General features: G+C 60.0%; 16 protein-coding genes. 11 read left to right on the forward strand and 5 right to left on the reverse strand.

Translation table 11 applies throughout. The features are described from left to right. Nucleotides 1-395 precede the first annotated feature (395 nt). The gene (gene ilvA / locus ACEVJL_RS10120; RefSeq protein WP_374737772.1) at nt 396-1,616 is read right to left on the reverse strand and encodes a threonine ammonia-lyase; all 1,221 of its coding nucleotides are present in this window, start codon (nt 1,614-1,616) and stop codon (nt 396-398) included. 245 nt (nt 1,617-1,861) lie between these two features. Between ilvA and ACEVJL_RS10125 the strand changes: the two genes are divergently transcribed. From ACEVJL_RS10125 to ACEVJL_RS10165, 9 genes are all read left to right on the forward strand, one after another. Next, nucleotides 1,862-2,584 carry a 5-bromo-4-chloroindolyl phosphate hydrolysis family protein gene (locus ACEVJL_RS10125; RefSeq protein ID WP_374737773.1) on the forward strand — a complete coding sequence of 241 codons (723 nt, stop codon included), beginning with the start codon at nt 1,862-1,864 and terminating at the stop codon, nt 2,582-2,584. A gap of 41 nt (nt 2,585-2,625) precedes the next feature. Next, nucleotides 2,626-3,864, forward strand: a complete 1,239-nt coding sequence (locus tag ACEVJL_RS10130) for a toxic anion resistance protein (RefSeq protein WP_374737774.1) — start codon at nt 2,626-2,628, stop codon at nt 3,862-3,864. Nucleotides 3,865-3,912: 48 nt separating this feature from the next. Next, a complete protein-coding gene (locus ACEVJL_RS10135) occupies nt 3,913-4,947 on the forward strand; it encodes a TPM domain-containing protein (RefSeq protein ID WP_235396454.1) in 1,035 nt (344 codons plus the stop codon). 132 nt (nt 4,948-5,079) lie between these two features. Further along, nucleotides 5,080-5,733 carry a single-stranded DNA-binding protein gene (locus ACEVJL_RS10140; protein ID WP_008982404.1) on the forward strand — a complete coding sequence of 218 codons (654 nt, stop codon included), beginning with the start codon at nt 5,080-5,082 and terminating at the stop codon, nt 5,731-5,733. A 143-nt stretch (nt 5,734-5,876) separates the two neighbouring features. Next, nucleotides 5,877-6,071 carry an alpha/beta-type small acid-soluble spore protein gene (locus ACEVJL_RS10145; RefSeq protein ID WP_008982403.1) on the forward strand — a complete coding sequence of 65 codons (195 nt, stop codon included), beginning with the start codon at nt 5,877-5,879 and terminating at the stop codon, nt 6,069-6,071. Nucleotides 6,072-6,376: 305 nt separating this feature from the next. After that, nucleotides 6,377-7,249: a transporter substrate-binding domain-containing protein gene (locus tag ACEVJL_RS10150; RefSeq protein ID WP_302668739.1), complete on the forward strand. Its 873-nt coding sequence runs from the start codon at nt 6,377-6,379 to the stop codon at nt 7,247-7,249. A gap of 100 nt (nt 7,250-7,349) precedes the next feature. Next, nucleotides 7,350-8,102 (forward strand): amino acid ABC transporter permease, encoded by a 753-nt coding sequence (locus ACEVJL_RS10155; RefSeq protein ID WP_110442422.1) that lies wholly within the window; start codon nt 7,350-7,352, stop codon nt 8,100-8,102. 15 nt (nt 8,103-8,117) lie between these two features. After that, complete coding sequence (locus ACEVJL_RS10160) at nt 8,118-8,903, forward strand: amino acid ABC transporter ATP-binding protein (RefSeq protein ID WP_374737775.1); 786 nt, start codon at nt 8,118-8,120, stop codon at nt 8,901-8,903. A gap of 281 nt (nt 8,904-9,184) precedes the next feature. After that, complete coding sequence (locus ACEVJL_RS10165; RefSeq protein ID WP_374737776.1) at nt 9,185-10,774, forward strand: amidohydrolase; 1,590 nt, start codon at nt 9,185-9,187, stop codon at nt 10,772-10,774. Nucleotides 10,775-11,542: 768 nt separating this feature from the next. On the opposite strand, the gene ACEVJL_RS10170 is transcribed toward ACEVJL_RS10165, so the two are convergent. Continuing rightward, nucleotides 11,543-12,502, reverse strand: coding sequence for a 2-hydroxyacid dehydrogenase (locus tag ACEVJL_RS10170; protein WP_374737777.1), 960 nt, complete (start codon nt 12,500-12,502; stop codon nt 11,543-11,545). Between the two features lie 272 nt (nt 12,503-12,774). On the opposite strand from ACEVJL_RS10170, the gene ACEVJL_RS10175 reads away from it, so the two are divergent. Together ACEVJL_RS10175 and clpB are read left to right on the forward strand one after the other, a co-directional pair. Beyond that, nucleotides 12,775-13,200 carry an Hsp20/alpha crystallin family protein gene (locus ACEVJL_RS10175; RefSeq protein WP_020989992.1) on the forward strand — a complete coding sequence of 142 codons (426 nt, stop codon included), beginning with the start codon at nt 12,775-12,777 and terminating at the stop codon, nt 13,198-13,200. A gap of 157 nt (nt 13,201-13,357) precedes the next feature. Then, nucleotides 13,358-15,988, forward strand: a complete 2,631-nt coding sequence (clpB, locus tag ACEVJL_RS10180; protein WP_374737778.1) for an ATP-dependent chaperone ClpB — start codon at nt 13,358-13,360, stop codon at nt 15,986-15,988. 720 nt (nt 15,989-16,708) lie between these two features. On the opposite strand, the gene ACEVJL_RS10185 is transcribed toward clpB, so the two are convergent. From ACEVJL_RS10185 to ACEVJL_RS10195, 3 genes are all read right to left on the reverse strand, one after another. After that, on the reverse strand, nt 16,709-17,608 hold the full coding sequence (locus tag ACEVJL_RS10185; protein WP_374737780.1) for an NAD(P)/FAD-dependent oxidoreductase: 900 nt from the start codon (nt 17,606-17,608) through the stop codon (nt 16,709-16,711). 199 nt (nt 17,609-17,807) lie between these two features. After that, nucleotides 17,808-20,558, reverse strand: coding sequence for an isoleucine--tRNA ligase (ileS, locus tag ACEVJL_RS10190; RefSeq protein ID WP_374737782.1), 2,751 nt, complete (start codon nt 20,556-20,558; stop codon nt 17,808-17,810). Nucleotides 20,559-20,575: 17 nt separating this feature from the next. Further along, nucleotides 20,576-20,797 (reverse strand): PF20097 family protein, encoded by a 222-nt coding sequence (locus ACEVJL_RS10195; RefSeq protein ID WP_368076390.1) that lies wholly within the window; start codon nt 20,795-20,797, stop codon nt 20,576-20,578. Nucleotides 20,798-20,828: the final 31 nt, after the last annotated feature.

Below are 20,828 nucleotides of genomic sequence, written 5' to 3' on the forward strand. Positions count from 1 at the left end.
CGTAGGGGGAGAGTGGCAGGAAATAAAAACTGCCAATTCTCGCCTAACGTCTTTGATAGGGGCTAGTAGCTCATCGGCCCGCCCGACCATCGCCGCACCAAACAGGTAGGGACGCACCAGGCGGTGTACATTAGAATGCAAATGCCTGCAAATTTTGATGGCAAAAGGGCCTAAGGCCCGGGAGTAGAAATCAGCAAGGTCAAAGCTTAGGACCGCCGGAACGAACCGACCGCCCAAAGGGACCCACCCCCGTAAATTGGGGGTCCGGGGGAAAGGGGACTATGAGCGCCCGCTGCGCGGAGGCGCTCATCGGAGCCGTCCCCCGGCGATTCTTTCGTGCCTTTCTGATCGCTCAGAAAGGCACATCGTCTCCCCCCGCAGGGCGGAACCCTTCTTTAATTATAGAAGTCCGCAGTATCGACTTCCTTCACCTGATACCCCGCCTGAACCAAATGATCCAGAATCTGCTTCTTGTGGTCCTGACCGAAGGCCTCCAGCGTGACCTTCAGCTCCACACCGTTCTGCCGGTTGATGTTGACAAACTGGTTGTGCTCCAGCTTGATGATGTTGCCGTTGTCCTGAGCCAGCAGGCCGGACACTCGCATCAGCTCGCCGGGACGGTCGGGCAGCAGGACGGAAAAGGTGAAGATGCGGCCCCGGTTGATGAGACCGTGCTGCACCAGAGAGGCCATGGTGATGACGTCCATATTGCCGCCGGAGAGGACGGACACCACGTTCAGGCCCTTGCCCTGGATGCGCTTGAGGGCGGCCACGGTGAGCAGGCCGGCATTTTCCACCACCATCTTGTGCTTTTCCATGATATCCAGGAAGGCGTCCACCAGCTCGGTGTCGGGAATGGTGATGATGTGGTCCACATTGTTCTGTACATAGGGGAAGACCAGATCGCCCGGGGTCTTCACCGCTACGCCGTCGGCAATGGTGTTGGCGGTGGGCAGGGTGACCACGTGGCCCGCCTCCAGGCTGGCCTTCATGGAGGCCGCACCTTCCGGCTCCACACCGATGACGGTGACATTGGGGTTTAACAGCTTGGCCAGGGTGGACACACCGGCGGCCAGTCCGCCGCCGCCGATGGGCACCAGGATCACGTCCACGTCGGGCAGGTCCTGGAAGATCTCATAGGCGATGGTGCCCTGTCCGGTGGCCACGCCCAGATCGTTGAAGGGGTGGACATAGGTGAGGCCCTTCTCCTCGGAGAGCTGAGCGGCCAGAGCGGCGGCCTCGTCAAAGACCTCCCCGTGGAGGATGACCTTGGCCCCGTAGTCCTTGGTGTTGTTTACCTTCACCAGGGGGGTGGTGGTGGGCATGACGATGGTGGCGGGCACTCCGGCGGCCTGGGCGGCGTAGGCCAGACCCTGGGCGTGGTTGCCCGCGGAGGCGGTAATGAGCCCCCGCTCCTTCTCCTCCTGAGAGAGGGTGCTGATTTTATAGTAGGCGCCGCGGATTTTGTATGCGCCGGTCACCTGCATATTTTCCGGTTTTAAATACACATTGTGCCCCGTGGACTTGGACAGGGCGGTAGAGTGGATCAGGCTGGTGTCCCGGATGACGCCGCGCAGGACGGATCGGGCTGCTTTGAATTGTTCCAGGGTGAGCATATTTGGTCTCCTTTACTGCCCCAAGGGCCTCGCCGGGGCGCGGTCCGGGAATTTTATATTTGCAATCATATCGAAAATGTGGAATAAAGTCAATGGAGGGGTAAAATACCACCGAAACTTTCCCTTCTCTTTTCCGGGAAATCCCTACGGGTCGGGGCAAATCCCTTGACACCTCCAGCCCCCTAAGGGTACAATGGGCACCATAAGAACCCCTATTTTTCCCCGTGCTATGGAGGAATTGTACAATGGCAAAACATGTAAAACGCTCCACGATCCCCATTTATCTGGTGGGTGTGGTTTGGCTGGTATTCGGCCTCTTCCTGTCTCTGAGCCAGCCCATGGACTATGTGCTGTGCGCGGTGATCTCCATTGCCGCCTTTGTGGTGGGCAAGGCCATCTTCCCGGACAAGCACTACCAGATGCCCGGCCAGGCAGAGAAGAAAAAGGAAGAGAAGAAAGAGGAGAAGAAGCCCGAGGCTCCCAAGTCTACCGGCAACCCGGAGATCGACAACCTCATTAAGGAGCGGGAGCGGGCGCTGAGTGAGATGCGCCGCCTCAACGACAGCATCGAGGACGAGACCATCTCCGCCCAGATCGACCATCTGGAGGAGGTCACCTCCAAGATCATCGACCAGGTCATCAAGGAGCCCGCCAAGCTGCCCCAGATCCGCCGCTTCCTGGACTACTATCTGCCCACCACCCTGAAAATTCTCAACGCATATGACCGCATGGACGCCATGGGAGTGTCCGGCGACAACATCGACTCCACCAAGCAGCGGGTGGAGCGAATGATGGGCACCATCGTCCAGGCCTTTGACAAGCAGCTGGACGCCCTGTTCGGCGCCGAGGCCATGGACATCTCCACCGATATCACCGTCATGGAAAACCTGCTGGCCCAGGAGGGTCTGGCGGGAGAAGGCAAGAAAACCACCAAGAGCCAGGACAGCGACGTGACCCTGGAGCTGTAAAAACACACCCTACTTCTACCATCGATTAGGAGGAACCTGTCATGAGTGATGAACTGAACCTGACCCCCGAGCTGACCTTAGATCCCTCCGGCGCCGCCGCTCAGGCCGCTGCCGCTCCCGAACTGACCCTGGAGCCCACCGCCGCCCAGGCGGCCCCCGAGCTCACCTTGGAGCCCACTGCACCTCAGGCTCCCCAGCCTGACGCCGCCGCCATCCAGGCCCAGCGGGACGCCAACGCCGTCAAGCTGGACGAGTCCATGCTCAGCGACGCCGAGAAAAAGATGGTGGACGAGTTTGCCAAGAAGATCGACGTCACCGACTCCAACCTGGTGCTCCAGTACGGTGCCGCCGCCCAGAAGAACATCGCCGCCTTCTCGGAAAACGCCCTGAACAGCGTCAAGACCAAGGATCTGGGCGAGGTAGGCCAGGCTCTGTCCGACCTGGTGGTGGAGCTGAAGGGCTTTGGTGAGGAGGAAGAGGAGAAGAAGGGTATCTTCGGCTTCTTCCAGAAGAAGCGCAAGGACCTGGAGGCCCTGAAGGCCAGCTACGCCAAGGCCGAGGTCAATGTGGACAAGATCGTCCGGGCGCTGGAGTCTCATCAGGTGGTGCTGATGAAGGACATCGCCATGCTGGACCAGATGTATGAGCTGAACACCAAGTACTACAAAGAGCTCACCATGTATATCATTGCGGGCAAAAAGCGGCTCAATTATCTCCGTGCCAACGATCTGGAGCAGCTCAAGCAGAAGGCTGCCGCCTCCGGCAGCCAGGAGGACGCCCAGGCCTACAACGACTTTGCCAACCTGTGCAACCGCTTTGAGAAGAAGATCCACGACCTGGAGCTCACCCGCATGATCTCCGTGCAGATGGGCCCCCAGACCCGGTTGCTGCAAAATAACGACACCCTCATGCTGGAGAAAATCCAGTCCTCCCTGGTGAACACCATCCCCCTGTGGAAGAGCCAGATGGTGCTGGCCCTGGGGCTGGAGCACTCCCGCCAGGCCACGGCCGCCCAGTCCGCCGTCACCAACATGACCAACCAGCTGCTGCAAAAGAACGCGGACATGCTGAAAATGGGCACCATCGACGCCGCCCGTGAGGCTGAGAAGTCCATCGTGGACATCCAGACCCTCCAGCACACCAACAATCAGCTCATCTCCACCCTGGATGAGGTCATGAAGATCCAGACCGAGGGCAGCCAGAAGCGCAAGGAGGCCGAGGCCGAGCTGGGTCGCATCGAGGGCGAGCTGAAGCAGAAGCTGTTGGAGCTTCGTGGTTAATCCAATTCCCTCACAATCGGCAATCGGCACAGCGGAAAGGAACCGACTATGAAACTTTTCCAGAAAACTTCGGTGGCAGTGGCCCTGACCATCATTATGATCGCCGCCGCCATCGGTATCGGCCAGTGGCGCGCCGCCAGCGCCGACCCGGTGGAGGAGACCGCCCAGTCTACCGGACTGGATTCCTCCCTGTCCACGGCGGCCTACACCAAGTGGATCGACGACCAGGCAAACGTACTCACCGACCAGCAGGAGGAACAGATCTGTCTCTTCAACGCCAACTGGGTCAAGCGGTATGACAGCCTCATCGCCGTGGCCACCCGCACCTCCATTGACGGTAAGATCGACGACTACGCCTACGACCTGGGCGTCCAGATCGAGCTGGCTGCCGCCGACGGCATCCTGGTCATCAACACCAGCACCGGCGAGTGCTACCTGGCGGTAGGTCCCGACTACCCCATGACCGACAGCCAGGTGTCCTCCTACATGGATCAGTACCTCTATGAGGACGCCATGGCGGGCAAGTTCGGCGACGGCGTGGTCAAGCTGTTCACCGGCGTCAATGAATTCTACGTGGACCAGTACGGCCTGGGCTATCTCAGCAAAGGCAGCTCGTCCTACAACAGCAGAACTGACACCATCATAAGCGTGATCGCCCTGGTGGTCATCCTGGTGGTGATCGCCTCCATTCTGGACTCCCTGCGCTATACCAGCTACCGTCAGCGGTATTACGGGGTGGTCAATCCCCCCTATGTATTCCGGCCTATCCTATTCTGGCACGGTCCCGGCTATGGCTGGTACCAGCGGCGCTGGCGGCGGCCTCCGCCTCCTCCCCCCGGAGGTCCCAGAGGTCCGGGCGGACCGGGCGGTCCCGGCGGCTTTAACGGCTTCCATGGCCCCAGCGGCGGCTCCTCCCGGGGCGGTGGATTCTCCAGCGGTCCCCGCGGCGGCGGCTTTGGCAGCCGGGGCGGCGGGTTCTCCGGCGGCCGCGGCGGCGGCTTCGGCGGCAGCCGTGGCGGTGGATTTTCCGGCGGCCGCGGCGGTGGCTTCGGCGGTGGCCGGGGCGGCGGATTTGGCCGCTGATCCCCACAAATGCACAATGTTTGCGGCTCTCCCACTTGGGGAGAGCCGCTTTTTTGCTGCTTTGGGACATACACGGCCCGGTCGGTTCATAGAGTGAGGAAGAACAAACGATTTTCAGGAGTGTGATCCGCCATGAAACAGACCTCCCCCGACGTAAACCGTATTCTTCTTCACGGCCGGGCCGCCCAGCCCCCCGCTCTGTCTCACCACAACCACGACGTGGATTTTTTTACCGTCCCTGTGCTGGTCAGCCGCCTGTCCGGCGCCGCCGACCAGGTGAACGCGGTGATCTCCCGCCCTTTGCTGGAACAGCACGGCTGGCTGGAGCGGGGGGATGAACTGACGGTACGGGGAGAGGTGCGCACCTTCAACAACCGCACCGGGGTGGGCAGCCGCCTGGTCATCAGCGTCTTTGTCCGGGAACTGCTGCTGGAACAGGGGGAGGACCAGAACCGCCTGGTGTGTACCGGCACCCTATGTAAGCCTCCCAGTCTGCGCTGCACCCCCCTGGGCCGCACCATCTGCGACATGATCCTGGCGGTGAACCGGCGCTACGGCCGCTCCGACTATCTGCCCTGCATCGCCTGGGGCAGTCTGGCCTATCAGTGCGGCCAGATGGAGGTGGGGGAGAAGCTGGGGCTGGAGGGACGGCTCCAGAGCCGGGTGTACACAAAAAATTTAGGCGACCGCTGTGAGGAGCGCACCGCCTACGAGGTGTCGGTGATGAACCTGCTGCCTCCCCAGCAATCGGCCTGTCCGCCGGTGCTGGAGCAGTGCGTTTTTTAACCGATGGAAAGCCATGGAAAAACAACAAAATCAGGAAACGTCTTTTCCGCATAGCCAGGCTGGTTTGGGTAAAGATAGATGCGGATGTTCCATCCGAATCAAACATCCACAACAAACAGACAGAAAAAAAGGAGAGACGAATCATGTCCAGTAACAAGAGTACTATGGTCCCCAACGCCCGCGAAGCCATGAACAAGTTCAAGATGGAGGCTGCCAGCGAGGTAGGCGTGAACCTGAAGCAGGGCTACAACGGCGACCTGACCAGCAAGCAGGCCGGTTCTGTGGGCGGCCAGATGGTCAAGAAGATGATCGAGTCCTATGAGAACGGCATGAAGTAAGAACCTCCATCCAAAGAATAGAGGGGCGGGACGGTTGTCCCGCCCCCCATTCTATTCTCCTGCAAAAGGAAGCGGTCCATGCAGCTCCAGACCCACTTGTGCCGCCGCTTCCAGGAATCATTCCTAATTTTGTTTATCTTCTACATAACAAGTCCAAGTTAGTTCAGACATTTTATACAAAAGAGAAAAAGCAGGGAGGGAATGGAAGTTCCCCTTTACAACATCACATTAGCGTGCTAAAATGTGAAAGCAACAGGGGGGCTCCCCCTCTCTTTCTCACTTCAATGTTTGGGAGGATACATACTATGAAAAAGTTTTTGTCTCTTGCTCTGGCTCTGACCCTGTGCGCAAGCCTGGCCGCCTGCTCCAGCAGCGGCAATACCTCCGGCAGCAGCTCCGGCTCTGACAATACCAGCGGTTCCGGCTCTGGCAGCTCCAGCCAGACCCAGACCAGCGATATGCAGTATGTGAAGGATAAGGGCACCCTGGTGGTTGGTATCACCTACTTTGCCCCCATGGACTACAAAGAGGAAGGCAGCGACGAGTGGATCGGCTTTGACGCCGACATGGCCAAGGCCTTTGCCGAGAGCCTGGGTGTCAATGTGGAGTTCCAGGAGATCACCTGGGATTACAAGGTGGAGGAGCTCAACTCCAAGGCCATCGACTGCGTGTGGAACGGCATGACCCTCAGCGACGACGTCATGGCCGCTATGGGCACCTCCGTTCCCTACTGCACCAACTACCAGACCCTGATTTATGCCGCCGACAAGGCCGCTGACTTCGAGGGTCTCACCTCTCTGGAGGGCCTGAACATCGCCGTGGAGTCCGGCTCCGCCGGCGAGGATGCCGCCCTGGCTCTGGGCGCCACCACCGTTCCCGTCCAGGCTCAGTCCAACGCTCTGATGGAGGTCTCCGCGGGCACTTCTGACGCCGCCGTCATCGACGTGCTGATGGCCGCCGAGATGACCGGCGAGGGCACCAGCTATGCCGACCTGGTTTACAGCCTCAACCTCAACGACGCCCAGGGTCTGGAGTCTGAGGAGTACGGCGTAGGCTTCCGCCAGGGCTCCGACCTGGTAGACGCCTTCAATACCTTCTGGGCTGAGAAGGTGGCCGACGGAACCGTGCTGGAGACTGCCACCACCTACGGCCTTCAGGATGCTGTGATCCTGGAGTGATTCCTTCCCCATAGTCATACCTGAGGCAGAGCGCGTCTTATGCGCGCTCTGCCTTTCGGCGGCTTTTGCCCCACCATCATCACCCGGAGAGGACGATACCATGATCGAATTTTTCACCTCCAGCACATTCCAAACTGTGCTTGCGGCGCTGAACAGCGGCTTTCTCAAGACGCTGCAGCTGTTCTTTATCACCCTCATCGGAGCCCTGCCCCTGGGCCTTATCATCAGCTTCGGTTCCATGAACCGCTGGGCGCCGCTGGGGTTTCTCCGGAAGCCCGGCATGTCTCCCCTGCTCAACTGGCTGCTGGGGCTGCAGCCCATCAGCCTGGTATGCCGGCTGCTGGTGTGGATCATCCGCGGCACCCCCCTGGTGCTGCAGATCATTGCCCTGTTCTACGTACCCGGTATGCAGAAGTGGTTCAGCTGGCCCAGCGGAGAGTCAGGCCGGATGCTGGCCGTGTGCGTGGCCTTTATCATTAACTACGCCTGCTACTTCTCCGAGATCTACCGGGGCGGTATCCAGGGCGTTCCCAAGGGCCAGCAGGAGGCGGGCCAGGTGCTGGGCATGACCAAGCTCCAGATCTTCCGCCACATTACCCTGCTGCAGATGATCAAGCGCATCGTCCCTCCCATGTCCAACGAGATCATCACCCTGGTAAAGGATACCTCCCTGGCCCGGGTCATTGCTTTGCAGGAAGTCATCTGGATGGGCGAGTCTTTCATGAAGGGCAACTCCGGCATCGCCGGCCTGGTGTGGCCCCTGTTCTTTACCGCTGTGTACTACCTGATCTTCAGCGGCGTGGTCACGTTGTTGCTGGGCCAGCTGGAGAAGAAAATGGAATTCTTTCAGTGATGAGGAGGACCGAATATGGCAATTTTGGACGTATGCAATATTGAAAAGCATTTCGGTCCCACCCGGGTATTGGAGGACATCAGCTTCTCCCTGGAGCAGGGACAGACCCTGGCCATTATCGGCTCCTCCGGCTCCGGCAAAACCACTCTGCTGCGCTGCCTCAACTTTTTGGAGACACCCAACCAGGGGACCATATCTGTCAATGGCTCGGTACTTTTTGATGCCAGCGATCCTGCCACTCAGCGGGAAACCGAGATACGGAAAAAGCGCCTCCACTTTGGTCTGGTGTTCCAGTCCTTCAACCTGTTCCCCCAGTACACGGCGCTGCAAAATGTTACCCTGGCCAAAGAGCTGCTCAGCCAGGAACTGCCGGAATATAAGCAGAATAAGAAGGCCATTCTGGAGGAGATCCAGGCCGAGGGCCGGGAGCTGCTGGCCAAAATGGGCCTGAGTGACCGGGCCGACCACTACCCCAGTCAGCTCTCCGGTGGACAGCAGCAGCGTGTGGCCATCGCCCGCGCCCTGGCCCTGAAGCCCGACATCCTGTGCTTTGACGAGCCCACCTCCGCTCTGGACCCGGAGCTCACCGGGGAGGTATTGAAAGTGATTCGCTCCCTGGCCGAGCAGAAGACCACCATGATTATCGTCACCCACGAGATGGCCTTTGCCCGGGATGTGGCCGACGAGGTTATGTTTATGGACGGCGGCGTCATCGTGGAGAAAGGACCGGCCCGGCAGGTCATCGAGCATCCCCGGGAGGAGCGCACCCGCCAGTTCCTGTCCCGCTACTCCGAGAATTGACGTACTTTTCTTGAAAGAAAAGTACGCAAAAGAACTTTCTGGGAAACTTCGTTTCCCCTCTGTGACTGTAAGCAACCTGTTTGTGGGAGCGATGTTCTGCGTCGCTCCCGCTTTTTTTGTTCTGTAGGGGCCGATGTCCCCATCGGCCTGTTATGCTTTCCCGCACCCCATAGGGGCGGATATCATCCGCCCGCATTTCCCGCCGGAAAGAAAAAAGCAGGTGGATTTTTGGCGGAACGTGCCGTATCATATGTTTAAGAAAAGAAAATGGAGGAGTTCTCATGCGCAGACTCTGGTATCACGGCAAGGTGGACACCATGGTTCCCGGCAAAGACCGGCAGCAGGCCATTGGCGTAGAAGATGGCACCATCGTCTTTGTGGGCAGCGACCGGGACGCCCTGGCACTCCCCTGGGACGAGAAAACCGACCTGGAGGGCCGTCAGGTGCTCCCCGGTTTCCATGACACCCACATGCACCTGCTGCTCTACGCTCTGTTTCAGGACAGCCTGCCTCTGGCAGGGGTCCCTTCCATCCAAGAGATGATCCGCCGCGGGCGGGACAAGCTGGCCCAGACTGGGGCCTCTTATCTGCTGGGCATGGGCTGGAACCAGGAGACTCTGGCCGAGGAGCGCATGCCCACCCGGGCCGACCTGGATCAGATTTCCCGGGAAGTTCCGGTATGCCTGCTGCGCTGCTGCGCCCACGTGGCCGCCTGCAACACCCCCATGCTGGAGCGGCTGAAAACTCTTACCGGAGTGGAGGAGTCTGTTCTGGAAAAGGTAGACTTTGAGCAGGGCCTGCTGCGGGAGGAGGCCATGCGCCTCTACATGCAGGTGGTGCCCCCTCTCTCCGATGAAGAGGTCAAGTCCCTCACCCGGAGAGGCCAAGCCGATGCCAACGCCAAGGGCCTCACCTGCGTCCACTCCGACGACCTCCAGGTGCTGCCCGGTATGGACCCGGTGCGTCTGGTCCGCTTGTTCCGGGAGATGGAACAGGACGGAGAATTGACGCTGCGGGTATACGAGCAGTGTCTGCTTGCTCCATCGGATTTTGAGCGCTTCCTTTCGGTCCGGTCGGATCCCCAGGACCGGGAGAGTCTCTTCCGTACCGGGCCGAGGAAACTCCTCCAGGACGGCTCTCTGGGCGCCCGCACCGCCCTGCTTCGAGAGGGGTATGCAGACGACCCGGAGTGGAAGGGCATGGCCATCTACACGCCCAGCGAGCTGGAGCAGCTGGTGGAGGCCGCCCACACAGCCCGGATGGACGTGGCCGTCCACGTTATCGGGGACGGGGCTTTGGAGCAGCTGTGCCAGGCGGTGGAAGCGGTCCAGGCCCGGGACCCCTGGCCTCAGGCCCGCCACGGGGCAGTCCACGCCCAGATCACCGATGCCGCTCTGCTGGCGCGGATGAAAGCTCTGGGCCTCCAGGCCTATATCCAGCCCATTTTTATTGAAGAGGACATGGGCATCATTACCCAGCGGGTGGGGGAGAAGCGCGCCCGGGAGTGCTACAACTGGCGCTCCATGCTGGAGCTGGGACTGGCCGTGAGCGGTGGCTCCGACTGCCCGGTGGAACCCTTTGACGTGCTGGACAACCTCCGCGCCGCCGTCACCCGCCAGGACCGTGCGGGGAAGCGCACCTACCTGCCGGAGCAGGCCCTGTCTCTGGAGGAGGGACTGAGCCTGTTTACCTCCCGGGCGGCCTGGGCGAGCCGGGACGAGGAGGTTCGTGGGCGGCTGATGCCCGGGATGCAGGGGGATCTGGTGATTCTGGATGGAGATTTGTTTGCGGTTTCTCCCCAGGAGCTGCCGAAAGTTCCTGTTTTTGAGACGGTTTTGGCGGGAAAGACTGTTTTTGCGAAGAAAATATAAAATCTTATGAGAGAGGGTTCCGCCCTGCGGGGCAGGGTAGCAGACGGATGTTACTTTGCCCGCGGCGGCAAAGTAACCAATGGCCCAGGCCACCCTCTCTTGCCCCTCCGGGGCAATTCACCTTGAACGCCTCCGGGGGACGGTTCCGGTGAGCGCCTACGCGCAGCGGGCGCTCACAGTCACCTTGTCCCTACCCCCTCTGGCCCTTCGGGCCATCTCCCCCTGACAGGGGGAGTCGGCCCCCGGACCCCCTGTTACGGGAGCGTGTCCCTTTGGGTTTTTCGTATCTTCCGGCGGTCTAAGTTTTGACCGTGCCCCCCTCTACTCCCGGGCCTTAGGCCCTTTTGCCATCAAAATATGTGAAGGGTTGCTTCTATCATACACCGCCTGGTGCCTGCCTACCTGTTTGGTGCGGCCGTCATCGATTGCCCGGCTGCCACGGTTCTGCCAGAGTAGGCGGTGTCCGTACAGCGCGAACACCTTAAATTTCCGTCTGGTAGGGCCTAAGGCCCGGGGCAAGAAGAATGCAAGGTCTTGTATTCGGAGCCGCCGGACGCAAATGCCAAATCCTCAGGAGGGCGTCCCCCGTAAACGGGGGTCCAGGGGGCGACGCCTATGAACACCGGCGCAAGCCAGGTGTTCATCGAAGGAAGCCCCCTGGTGCCTTTTTGGTTCCTTTTTGGGCAAGCAAAAAGGAACAAGGGTTCCCCCAAACAAAAAACCGTAGCCGGTTTACTCCGACTGCGGTTTTGCTTCTAAAAAGAATGATTACAGCCCATTTACCACAAAATTAGGCCGCTTGCCCTCCTGGATAAGCTTCACATTGTTCCACATATTGTTATGCGCCCGGCGGAAGGAACCGCCGGTGTTGCCGCCCAGGTGGGGGGAGTAGATCGCCCGGTCGGCGATCTCCGCGGGCAGATCCACCAAGGGGTGGTCAGCGGGGGTGGGCTCGGGAGCCAGGGTGTCCATAGCGATGCCGCCGATGCGCCCATCGATCAGGCCCTGGCGCACCGCCAGATTGTCCACCAGGTCGCCCCGGGCGGTGTTCACCAGAATGATACCCGGCTTCATCTTGGCGACCAAGTCGGCGTTCACCATGTTCCGGGTCTGGTCGTTAACGGCGCAGTGGAGGGAGAGGATGTCGCAGGTGGCAGCCAACTCCTCCAGGGGCAGGTATTCCACCCAGAAATCGGCCTCCACCTCGGGGGAACGGCGGTGGAGACTGTAATAGTACATCTTGCAGCCAAAGGGCTTGAGCCGCCGGGCGGTGGCCTGAGCGATGTCGCCGAAGCCTACCAGGCCCACGGTCTGCTCTCCCAGCTCCGGGCTGCCCGAGGCCATGACCGCCTCTTTCATCTTCACCTGGAGGCCGGCCTTCACCGCATTGTGGCCGGTGATGCCGTGGCGCAGGGCCATGAGCATGAGCATGACGGTGTGTTCGGCCACGGAGTCGGCGTTGCAGCCCTTGTTGTTGCACACGAAGATCCCCTTTTCCCGGGCCGCCTCCAGGTCAATGCGGTTGAAGGCCACGCCCTCCGACTGGATGAGCTTCAGGTTAGGCAGCAGGTCGATGATCTCCCGGCCCACGTCCACAATGGGGTCGTCAAAGAGCACCTGGGCGTCCGGGTTTTCCGCCGCCGCCTGGCGGGGCGACTGGTCCAGAGTGCAGAATACCAGCTCTGCTCCCAGCTGGGCGGCAAAGTCGGGCCTTGGGGCCGTACACAAGGATCTTCAATGGGGTTCCTCCTTTTATATTTATACATGGGAATCCGCCCACAGGGCGGTTTTCTTCTGTTTCATTATATCAGCCTCCACTTTTTGGGGCAAGGCCGTCTCTCCAAAATTAGCACTCTCATATCTAGAGTGCTAGAATTTACAATTTAGACACAATGTTTGCAAGAACTGTTCATAATTGGGCACTATACTAAAGTCAAAGTTCAGAAGGGCCCGGGAGCAAATACAAACCGCTCCCCATTGGGCCGAAAGGAGTTTTGATTATGTATAGCATGATTCCCTTTGGACGTATGAGCAACAGCTTCAACGACCTGTTTGATGAATTTGAGCGTTCCATGTTCCCCGCCAGCCAGCGCCAGCTGCCCGCCTTCCGCACCGACATCCAGGACAAGGGCGACCACTACCTGCTGGAGGCTGATCTGCCCGGCTTTAATAAGGGCGACATCGACCTGCACCTGCAGGACGGCGTTCTCACCATCACCGCCAAGCACCAGGAGACCTCCGAAAAGAAGGAGGAGGGCAAGTACCTGTGCCGGGAGCGCCGCTGCGGCAGCTACCAGCGCTCCTTTGACGTCTCCGGCATCCAGGAGGAAAACATCACCGCCGCCTATGATAACGGCGTGCTGAAGCTGACCCTGCCCAAGCAGGGCGAGGTGATCCCCCAGAGCCGGAAGATCGCCATCGAGTAACAGCGACTCTCTGAAAGGGCGGGTAAATTACCCGCCCTTTTTTCAAACTTTCTCTTGCATTTTTCAAAAACTTGGTCTATCATTCACTTAGCACTTAGTTTATAAGAGTGCTAATTTTCCAAAACATCAAACCCCATGAAAAGGAGGGTTTCTTACTATGAATATGAATCAGTTTACCCAGAAGTCTCTGGCCGCCATCCAGGGGGCTCAGGACATCGCCCAGGCCCACGGCAACCAGCAGATCGAGCAGGAGCACCTGCTGTTGGCTCTGGTCAGCGACGAGCAGGGCTTTATTCCCCAGCTGCTCACCGCCATGGGCATGACGGTGCCCAGCTTCCAGGCTGCCGCCGCCGACCTGGTGAACAAGCTGCCCAAGGTGTCCGGCGGCAGCCGGGAGGCCGACAAGGTGTACGTGGCCCAGGATGTGGACCGCGCCCTCACCGCCGCCCAGGAGCAGGCCTCCGCCATGAAGGACGAGTATATCTCCGTGGAGCATCTGCTCCTCGGTCTGATGGAGCGGCCTAACTCCAATTTGAAGGAGCTGTTCTGCACTTATAACGTGACGAAAGAGAAGGTCATGCAGGCCCTAGCCAGCGTCCGCGGCAACCAGCGTGTCACCTCCGACAACCCGGAGGAGACCTATGATGCCCTGAAAAAGTACGGCACCGACCTGGTGGACCGTGCTCGCCAGAACAAGCTGGACCCCGTCATCGGCCGGGACGACGAAATCCGTAACGTCATCCGGATTTTGAGCCGGAAGAGCAAAAATAACCCCGTCCTCATCGGCGAGCCCGGCGTCGGCAAGACCGCCATCGCCGAGGGCCTGGCCCAGCGGATCGTCAAGGGCGATGTGCCCGCCAGCCTGAAGGACAAGACCATCTTCTCCCTGGATATGGGCTCCCTCATTGCAGGCGCCAAATACCGGGGCGAATTTGAGGAGCGGCTGAAGGCCGTTTTGAACGAGGTCAAAAAGAGCGAGGGCCGCATCATCCTCTTCATCGACGAGCTGCACACCATTGTGGGTGCCGGCAAGACCGAGGGCTCCATGGACGCAGGCAACCTGCTCAAGCCCATGCTGGCCCGCGGCGAGCTGCACTGCATCGGCGCCACCACCCTCAACGAGTACCGCCAGTATATTGAGAAGGACGCCGCTCTGGAGCGCCGGTTCCAGCCTGTTATGGTCAATGAGCCCTCCGTGGAGGACGCCATTGCCATTCTCCGTGGCCTGAAAGAGCGCTACGAGGTCTACCACGGCGTGAAGATCACCGACGGCGCCATCATCGCCGCCGCAACCCTCTCGAACCGTTATATCACCGACCGGTTCCTCCCCGATAAGGCCATCGACCTGGTGGATGAGGCCTGCGCCATGATCCGCACCGAGATGGACTCCATGCCCACCGAGCTGGATATCATCCAGCGCAAGATCATCCAGCATGAGATTGAGGAGGCCGCTCTGAAAAAGGAGACCGACAAGATCTCCCAGGAGCACCTGGCAGAGATCCAGAAGGAACTCTCCGACATGCGGGAGGAGTTCAACGCCAAGAAGGCCCAGTGGGACAACGAGAAGAACGCCATCGGCAAGGTCCAGAAGCTCCGCGAGGAGTTGGAGGCCGCCAACGCCCAGTTGGAGAAGGCCCAGCGGGAGTACGACCTCAATAAGGCCGCCGAGCTCCAGTACGGCAAGATCCCCGAGCTGAAAAAGGCCCTGGAGGCGGAGGAGCAGATCGCCAACGAGGGCAAGCAGCGCTCTCTGCTGCGGGACAAGGTCACCGAGGAGGAGATCGCCCGCATCATCGAGCGTTGGACCGGCATTCCCGTGGCCCGTCTGATGGAGGGCGAGCGGGAGAAGCTGCTCCACCTGGAGGACATCCTCCACCAGCGTGTGGTGGGCCAAGACGAGGCGGTGCGCCTTGTCAGCGAGGCCATTTTGAGAAGCCGCTCCGGCATCGCCGACCCCAACAAGCCCATCGGCTCCTTCCTGTTCCTGGGTCCCACCGGTGTCGGCAAGACCGAGCTGGCCAAGACTCTGGCCGAGGCTCTGTTCGACAGCGAAAAGAATCTGGTTCGTATCGATATGTCCGAGTACATGGAGAAGTTCTCCGTCTCTCGTCTGATCGGCGCCCCTCCGGGATATGTGGGCTACGAGGAGGGCGGCCAGCTCACCGAGGCGGTACGGCGTAAGCCTTACAGCGTCATCCTCTTTGATGAGGTGGAGAAGGCCCACCCCGATGTGTTCAACATCCTGCTGCAGGTGCTGGACGATGGCCGCATCACCGACAGCCAGGGCCGTACCGTGGACTTTAAGAACACCATTATCATTCTGACCTCTAACCTGGGCAGCCAGTTCCTGCTGGACGGCATCGATGAGAACGGTGAGATCTCCCAGGAGGCTCGGGATCAGGTCAACGAGCTCCTGAAGCGCTCCTTCCGGCCTGAGTTCCTCAACCGTCTGGATGAGATCGTCTTCTACAAGCCTCTGACCAAAGACAATGTCACCCACATCATCGACCTGTTGGTGGCCGACATCAACCGCCGCCTCAGCGACAAGCAGCTCACGGTGGAGCTCACCCCCGCTGCCAAGGACTTCATCATCGACAGTGCCTACGATCCTATCTACGGCGCCCGTCCTCTGCGCCGGTACCTCCAGCACACCGTGGAGACCCTCATCAGCCGGAAGATCATTGCCGATCAGGTGGAGAGCGGTCAGCGCCTGACCGTGGACTACCGGGACGGCGAGCTGGTCGTGGATGGCCGGGAAGTTCTCTCCGGCGAAGTAATCGACCTGTAACCTACTTTTTTCGAGAAAAAAGTAGGCAAAAAAGCTTCCTGCGAAACTTCGTTTCGCCTCTGCGCCCGTAATAAAATGGAAGGTAGGAGTGACGTTTTCCGTCGCTCCTACCTTTTTTGTATTGATTCGGCTCCGCCCTGCGGGGCGGGTTCCTTTCTGTACGCGCAGAAAGGAACTAAAGACGCGCTGGGGGTTGATTCCGGTGAGCGCCTTCGCGCAGCGGGCGCTCACAGTCATCTGCCCCCCAGACCCCCGGTTACGGGGGACACACTCCTGATTTCTTGGCAGTGATCTTCCGGCGGGCAAAGACAAGTTCTGTGATACCACTTGCCTCGGCCCACTGGGGCCTACAAAGCAAAAATTTAGGAGATGTGCAGTTGAGATGACATCGCCTACTCTGGCAAAGCCAGGGTAGTTGGTCCATCCGACCACGCACGCACCAAACAAGTAGGCAGGGGGTAGGCGGTGTTGGATAGAACTACCGGAACGGCAAATTTCAAAGCGGTAGGCCCCAGTGGGCCGAGAGTAGAAAGGCGCACGGTCAAAGCTTAGGCCGCCGGAACGAATTGACCAGCCGAAGGGACACACTCTCGTAAACGGGGGACCGGGGGAAAGCCGCCTATGAGCGCCCGCTACGCGTAGGCGCTCATCGAAGGCGTCCCCCGGCGATTCTTTCGTGCCTTTCTGATCGCTCAGAAAGGCACATTTTCCCTTTATAGATTATGTTTCTTCCAAGAAAAGCAGGGCGGCTACCGTGCCGTCGCTGACGGCAGTAGTCAGCTGCCGCACATCTTTAGTCCGGCAATCTCCAGCGGCATACACCCCGGGCCGGCTGGTGCGGCAGTCGGAAGAGCGGATATACCCCGCCTCGTCCAGCTCCACCAGGTCGGCAAAGAGCTGGTTTTGAGGCTGCCGCCCCACCGCCACAAACAGGTTGTCCACCGCCAGAGCGGTGGTCTCTCCGGTGATCTTGTTCTTTACCTGGATGCCGGTGAGCTGTCCGTCTGCCTGGTCCAGGGCCTCCACCGTGCTGTCCATAAGGCACCGAATATTGGGGCAGGCGAGAACCTGATCCACCAGCCGCTGAGCGCCCCGGAACTGGTCCCGGCGGTGGATGAGGGTCACCTGAGGACACAGCTGGGCCAAAAACAGGGCGTCCTGGAGGGCGGTGTCGCCGCCGCCCACTACGGCCACGGGCCTGCCCTTACAGAAGGGTCCGTCGCACACGGCGCAGTAGGAGATGCCCTGACCTACCAAATCCTCCTCACCGGGAAGACCCAGGGGACGGTGGCGCACACCGGTGGCAAGAATCAGCCCCTTGCAGGTATGGCTGCCGCAGTCGGTGTCCACCTGGAAACCATCCTCCAGAGGCGTCACGGCGGTGACGCTCTCATACTCCAGCTGAGCGCCCAGATCCTGGGCCTGCTGGGCCAGGGTGTCACCCAGCTCGCTGCCCGCCACCCGGGGCAGACCGGGATAGTTTTCCACAAGGGGGGAGAAGTTGATCTGTCCGCCGGGGGTGCTCTCCTCCAGCACCAGCACGCTGCGCCCCGCCCGGGCCAGGTACAGCCCGGCGGTGAGTCCGGCCGGGCCGCCTCCCACCACAATTACATCGGTCATCACGGCACCTCATTTCCTTCCGTTTTTCTCTATTCTACTTTACTTTCCACAAAAAGGCCAGATAATGTGGAAAACTTTTAAATATAGGCTAACAAGAAAAAAGGTAGGAGCGACGCAGAACGTCACTCCTACCTGAAATCTTACTTACGGGCGCAGAGGCAAAGCGAAGCTTTGCAGAAAGCTTTTTTGCCAACTTTTTTCACGAAAAAAGTTGGGCGCAGCGGGGGCAGAGGGTGGGATGGTTAGCGTCGGAGCCCACCTTGACGTGGTGCTTCCAGCAGCGCTCGCACTTCTCGCCCTTGGCCTCAGAGACCTGAACGGCCAGGGCCTCGCCCACGGTGACATGGACCTGGGAAACGATGAACAGGTCAGCCAAATACTCCTCGTCCATCTCGGCCAGGAAGGCGTCCTCGGCAGGAACAGTCAGCTCCACGGCGGCCTCCAGGCTCTTGCCGATCTTCTTCTCGTTCCGGGCGCTCTCCAGCACGCCGTTGACGGCGGTACGCACGTCGATGATCTTGTCCCACTTGGCCATCTCGTCCTCGCTGAGGGCATAGTCGGCGAAGGGCTTGTTCATCTCATTGAGCACCACGTTGCGGGCATCCTGGTCGGCGCAGTGAGGCATAGCCTGCCAGATCTCGTCGCAGGTGAAGGCCAGGATGGGGGCAAACAGCTTGGTGATGGTATCCAGGATGAGCCACAGAGCGGTCTGGGCAGAGCGGCGCTTCAGGCCGTCCTTCTCCTCGCAGTAGAGGCGGTCCTTGATGATGTCCAGATAGAAGGAGGACAGCTCCACCACGCAGAAGTCGTTGATGGCGTGGGACACCACATGGAACTCGTAGTTATCATAGGCGGCGAAGCACTTCTGGGTCAGCTCATTGAGCTTGGTCACCGCCCACTTGTCCAGCTCCAGCATCTCCTCGGGCTTGACCAGGTTCTCAGGATCAAAGCCGTTGAGGTTGCCCAGGCAGTACCGGGCGGTGTTGCGGAACTTCAGGTAGTTCTGGGAGAGCTGCTTGAAGATGTTATCGGAGCAGCGCACATCCACATGGTAGTCAGCGCTGCCGGCCCACAGACGCAGCAGGTCGGCGCCGTACTTCTTGAAGATATCAGCAGGGTCCACGCCGTTGCCCAGAGACTTGTGCATGGCACGGCCCTCGCCGTCCACGGTCCAGCCGTGGGTCAGGCACTCCTTGAAGGGCGCACCCTTGCCCAGAGCGCCCACGGCGGTGAGCATGGAGGACTGGAACCAGCCGCGGTACTGATCGAGACCCTCCAGGTACATGGTGGCAGGCCAGAAGCCCTGGTCCTTCTGCATGGAAGCAAAGTGGGTGGAACCGGAGTCGAACCAGCCGTCCAGGGTGTCCTCCTCCTTGGTGAAGCCGCCCTTGGAGCCGCAGTGGGGGCAGGCAAAGTCGGCAGGCAGAATTTCGGAAGCCTCCATCTCATACCAGGCATTGGAGCCCTTCTCGCCGAAGAGCTTGGAAACGGCGGCAATGGTCTCGTCGGTGCAGATGGGCTTGCCGCAGTCCTTGCAGTAGAACACGGGGATGGGCAGACCCCAGCGGCGCTGACGGCTGATGCACCAGTCGGCGCGCTCCCGGATCATGGACTTCATGCGGTCAATGCCCCAGCCGGGTACCCAGCGCACGTCATCACAGGCGGCGCAGGCCTCGTCCTTGAAGGCATCCACGGAGCAGAACCACTGGGGAGTGGCGCGGAAGATGATGGGCTTCTTGCAGCGCCAGCAGTGGGGGTAGGAGTGGACGATCTCCTCGCTGGCGAAGAGAGCGCCGCTCTCCTTCATGTCAGCCAGGATGACGGGATTGGACTCCTCGGTCTTCATGCCGGCGTACTTGCCGGCGTAGTCAGTGTGACGGCCGCGGTCGTCCACGGGCACCACCATCTCCATGCCGTAGCGGCGGCAGGTCTGATAGTCGTCGGCGCCGAAGCCGGGAGCGGTGTGGACGCAGCCGGTACCGGAGTCCATGGTGACGTAGTCGGCCAGCAGCAGGCGGGAGGTCTTATCCAGGAAGGGGTGCTGGGCCAGCATGTTCTCGAAGAAGGAGCCGGGGTGAGTCTCGGCGATCTCCCAGGACTCGAAGCCGCCCACCTTCATGACCTTCTCCACCAGGGCCTCGGCCATGATATAGGTCTCACCGTTGGGAGCCTTCACCAGGGCGTAGCTCTCGTCGGGGTGGAGGGCGATGGCCAGGTTGCCGGGCAGGGTCCAGATGGTGGTGGTCCAGATCACGAAGTAGAGCTTGCTGTGGTCATAGGCGGCCAGCTTGCCCTGGTCGTCCTTCATCTGGAACTTCACGTACACGGTGGTACAGGGATCGTCCTGGTACTCGATCTCGGCCTCGGCCAGGGCGGTCTCGTCGTTGGGGCACCAGTAAACGGGCTTGAGGCCCTTGTAGATATAGCCCTTCTTGTACATCTCCCCAAACACCTTGACCTCCTCAGCCTCAAAGCCGGGGTCCATGGTCTTGTAGGGGTGCTCCCAGTCGGCCAGCACGCCGATGCGCTTGAAGCCCTCCATCTGGATGTCGATATACTTCTGGGCATAGTTGTGGCAGGCGGTGCGGAACTCGGGGACGCTCATCTGCTTGCGGTTGAGCTTCTGCTCCTTGATGATGGCGCTCTCGATGGGCATGCCGTGGTTATCCCAGCCGGGGATATAGGGGGTGTAGTAGCCCCGCATGGCGTACATACGGGTGATGAAGTCCTTCAGGGACTTGTTCAGGGCGTGGCCCATATGCAGGTTGCCGTTGGAGAACGGAGGGCCGTCGTGGAGGGAGAAGAGAGGCTTGCCCTCGTTCTTCTTCAGCATCTCGTTGTACAGGTCCATATCGTTCCAGCGCTGGAGCATGTCGGGCTCCCGCTTGGGCAGACCGGCCCGCATGGGGAAGTCGGTCTGGGGGAGATTGATGGTCTTATTGTAGTCCATGTCTCGTGTTCCTCCATTTATTGATACTCAAAGATTACGGTTTTACAAGCCGCGCAGAGATAAGCAGGATATTCCACAAGGTCAAAGAGGGTATCCGGGGGCGGGGTGGGTTTGAGCCGTACCCTGCCCTTGCGGGGAAAGGGAAATTGCCCGCGCTCAGGGGCCCACTCCAGCTGGCAGATTTTCCCCGGAATCATCCATCCAGATGACATTTCGTTTCCACATTTGGGGCAGTTCATCAAAGCCACTCCTCTCAGAAAACAAAAAAAC

The sequence above is a fragment of the Flintibacter porci genome, from assembly GCF_041925195.1.
GTDB classification, from domain to species: domain Bacteria; phylum Bacillota; class Clostridia; order Oscillospirales; family Oscillospiraceae; genus Lawsonibacter; species Lawsonibacter porci.